Annotated in this window: 3 protein-coding genes; 2 read left to right on the top strand and 1 reads right to left on the bottom strand. The window is 68.2% G+C overall.

The window, feature by feature from the left end:
- Positions 1-180: PIN domain-containing protein (locus tag ABFS34_15995; GenBank protein MEN8376929.1), on the top strand; the 180-nt coding region annotated here is incomplete at its 5' end.
- Positions 181-211: 31 nt separating this feature from the next.
- Here the strand turns inward: ABFS34_15995 and ABFS34_16000 are convergent.
- Positions 212-1,726: an RtcB family protein gene (locus ABFS34_16000; protein ID MEN8376930.1), complete on the bottom strand. Its 1,515-nt coding sequence runs from the start codon at positions 1,724-1,726 to the stop codon at positions 212-214.
- A 353-nt stretch (positions 1,727-2,079) separates the two neighbouring features.
- Here ABFS34_16000 and ABFS34_16005 point away from each other — a divergent pair, with 353 nt between their 5' ends.
- Positions 2,080-3,690: a hypothetical protein gene (locus tag ABFS34_16005; protein MEN8376931.1), complete on the top strand. Its 1,611-nt coding sequence runs from the start codon at positions 2,080-2,082 to the stop codon at positions 3,688-3,690.
- Positions 3,691-3,934: the final 244 nt, after the last annotated feature.

Below are 3,934 nucleotides of genomic sequence, written 5' to 3' on the forward strand. Positions count from 1 at the left end.
CCGGGGCCCCGGCACTGGTCGATCTTCCGGGATCTGTGCGAGGCGGTGGACGCGCGTGGGAACCTGGTGCCCGACGCCTACCTCGCCGCGCTCGCCATCGAAAACGGCGCCGAGTGGATCACCACCGACCGCGACTTCACGCGTTTTCCGGGACTGCGGATGCGGCACCCGCTGGACTGAGGAGCGGCCCCGCGGGCGGCCGACCGTTCGCTCACCCCTTCAGCACCCCCATCGGCTTCAACCGCGCCACCTTCCGGGCGATCCCCGCCCCGTGCACGACCTCGACCACCTCGGCGACGTCCTTGTAGGCCTCGGGGATCTCCTCTGCCAGGGTGGCGAAGGATGAGGCCCTGACCTCGATCCCCTGCTCCTTGAACTCGGCCTTGAGGGGGCGACCCTTCACCGACTTCTTGGCCTTGCTGCGGCTCATGCGCCGGCCCGCGCCGTGGCAGGTCGAGGCGAACGCCTCCTTGGCGCCGGTCGGGGTGCCGGCCAGGACGTAGGAGTAGCGCGCCATGTCGCCGGGGATGAGCACGGGCTGGCCGACCTCGCGGTAGGCCTCGGGCACCTCGGCGTGGCCGGGCGGGAACGCGCGCGTGGCGCCCTTGCGGTGCACGCACAGGCGGCGCCGCTCGCCGTCGAGGTCGTGGGTCTCCCACTTGGCCATGTTGTGCGCGACGTCGTAGACCATGCGCAGGTCGAGGTCGGCGCGCGGCCGCTTGAGCACGCGGGCGAACGCCTCGCGCACGCGGTAGGCCATCATCTGCCGGTTGGCGAAGGCGAAGTTGGCGGCGGCGTTCATCGCGCCCATGTAGCGGGTGGCCTCGGGCGAGTCGAGCGGCGCGCACGCGAGCTGGCGGTCGGGCAGGTCGATGCCGTAGGTCCCCGCGGCGTCGACCATGAGCTGGAGGTAGTCGTCGCACACCTGGTAGCCGAGCCCGCGCGAGCCGGAGTGGATCAGCACTGTGACGATGCCGGGCTCGAGGCCGAAGGCGTCGGCCGCGGCGGCGTCGTAGATCTCGTCGACGAAGCCGACCTCGATGAAGTGGTTGCCGCTGCCGACGGTGCCGAGCTGCGGGCCCCCTCTCTCGATCGCCCTCGGGCTCACGTTCGACGGCTCGGCCCCGGGCAGAGCGCCGCCCGCCTCGGTCCGCTCGAGGTCGTCGTCCGTGCCGTAGCCCTCGTGCACCGCCCAGCCAGCGCCATGGACGAGCACGCTCCGCACCTCGTCGTCGGTGAGTCTGAAACTCTTGTAGCGCGAGCCGACCCCGGCCGGGACGTCGCGCATGATCTGATTCATGAGCGGCGCGACCTGCTCTTGGTCGCGCAGGTCGGTGGCCTCGATGTCCGAGCGCAGCAGGCGCACGCCGCAGTTGATGTCGTAGCCCACGCCGCCCGGGCTGACGACGCCGCCCCGCTCGGGGTCGAACGCCGCGACCCCGCCGATGGGGAAGCCGTAGCCCCAGTGGATGTCCGGCATGGCGATCGAGCGGCCCACGATGCCCGGCAGGCACGCCACGTTGGCCACCTGCTGGAGCGCCTCGCCGCCGTCCGCCTCGAGCTGTGCCATGAGCTTGGCATCGGCGTACACGAGGCCGTCGACGCGCATGGCGCCGTGGCGGGGCAGGCGCCAGCGGTAGGGGTCGATTTGGACGGGGCGGGGGGTGGTCGACGTGGTGGCCTGGGAGGTCGTCGTGGCCTCGGAAGCCGTCGTGGAGCCGGTCATGGGTCGCTCCTGGGTGCTGGGGGCGTCCCCGAAACATCGCGCGTACGGCGCGGCGGCGCAGCCGGGAGCGCCCGGTCAGGATGTCGGGGATGTCCCCGCAGGCTAGAGCCTTCGCGGGGGCTGGGAAAGCGCTGGGCAGTCGGTGCCTGTCCTGGGTCGGGTCGAGCTTACCCTCCGCTCCGGGCGACCGCCACCAAACTACGTAATCCGGCGGGTCGGGCTACGTACGTTTCCAGCCGCAGCTGCGCCATCCCCGTACACACCTTTCGCGGAGAAGCGTACACCCGAGGCGCCACGTGCGACCGCGGGTGAGTCCGCAAGCCCGGGCACGGGTGAGCATGGGGAGATTCACGATGGACACACGGATCCGCGCTATGAACGGACTTGCAGCGCCTGCCGGGGGATTGATCGCGGCATCGATTTGCTTCCTGTCTCTCGCGGCGTGTCAGGACTCGGACACTCCATTGGGCTTGGCGAGCGGGGAAGATGCCGTCGCGAGCACCAGTGTTCGGAGCGTCGCTGGTTTGGGGGCCCTGACGTGCGATGGCGATTTCAGCCTCACCACCCAAGCCGAGGTTGACGCATTCGACTGTACGGAGGTGACGGGTAGTCTCCTGATCGGAGGCATTGCGCCAGATATTACAAACCTCGACGCACTGTCGGGGCTCACCTCGGTTGGGGAGCTCCTGGTCGTGAGGGGCGCGGATGCCCTGACGAGCGTTGACGGCTTCTCCGGGCTCACCTCGGTCGGGGGAGAGTTGCGAATCACGGAAAACGACGCCCTGATCAACGTCGACGGCCTTTCGGCGCTCACTTCCGTCGGGGGTGACCTTCTCATCCAGCTCAACGGCTCGCTGACGAATATCGACGGCCTCTCGGCGCTCGCGTCGATAGGTGGGGCACTGCGGATCGTGCAAAGCGATGCCCTGACGAACGTCGACGGCCTGTCGGCGCTCACTTCGGTCAGCAGAATCTTCATCGACCTCAACGACGCTTTGACGGACATAGACGGCCTCTCGGCGCTGCCGTCGGCAGATCTGATAAATATCCGGGACAACGATGCGCTTACCAACGTCGACGGTCTCTCGGCTCTCGCATCGGTCGGGCAGAGTCTTCAACTGCAGCGCAACGACGCGCTTACGCACGTCGACGGTCTCTCCGCCCTAACCTCGGTGGGGTTTCGTTTGTCGATCCATTTCAACGACGCCCTGACGAACGTCGACGGCCTGTCGGCGCTCACCTCGATCGGGAACGATTTGGATATCCGCGACAACGATGCCCTGACAGACCTCGATGGCCTCTCGGCCCTTGGAGCGATCGGAGGGAGCCTACGACTGAGATTCAACAATGCCCTGACGAACGTCGACGGGCTGTCGGCTCTCGCCTCAGTCGGGCAGTTCCTTTTTGTCTCCGGCAACACTGCCCTGACGAACGTCGACGGTTTCTCGGCGCTCACTTCAATAGGCGGCGGCTTGTTTATCGACATCAATCACGCCCTGATGAACGTCGACGGCCTGTCGGCCCTCACGTCAGTTGGCGGAGATCTGATCGTTGCCCACAACTCCGCCCTCACCAAGTGCGCCTGCGGCCTGTTCGCTCTCCTGGAAACCGGCGGCGTGGCGGGGTCGGTGAGAATCGAAAACAACGCACCCGGATGTAATTCCCCCGCCGAGATAACAGCGGCGGCGTGTGTTCAGTGCAAGCTCGACGCCCTGGCCACCGACGTGACCGAGCTGCTCCTAGCCGGGGCACTGAAGGCGGGCCACGCGCGGTCGCTTTCGAACAAGGTGGACACGGCCCTGAAACAGGCCGCCAAGGGCAACTTCGTCGCAGCCCGAAGCAGCATCGAGGCGTTCATTGCGCAGGTCACAGAGCTGGAAACCGACGGCGAGATCAGCCCCGAGACCGCCCGGGTTCTGACGGAGGGCGCGCAGATGGCGCGGGACCTCCTCGCGGGAGGGTGATCCAAAGCCAGGAGCGCGATGCGCCACCCCAGAGCCCATCCGGACGTTTCCGCGGAAACGCGGGCGGGCCCCCGGGCAGCCCCACGCGAGGCTACCCAGTGCTGCCCATGCGCCGCTACGGGTCGGCCCCCGCCTCGAGGGCCTCCAGCGCCCTGACCTCGACCCCCCACGGCACGTCCCAGTACCGCACCCACCGGGATGCGCCGTTGCGCCACGAAGGTCGATCGAGCCGGAGGTCGGCGAG

This window comes from Gemmatimonadota bacterium, assembly GCA_039715185.1.
Classification (GTDB): Bacteria; Gemmatimonadota; Gemmatimonadetes; order Longimicrobiales; family RSA9; genus DATHRK01.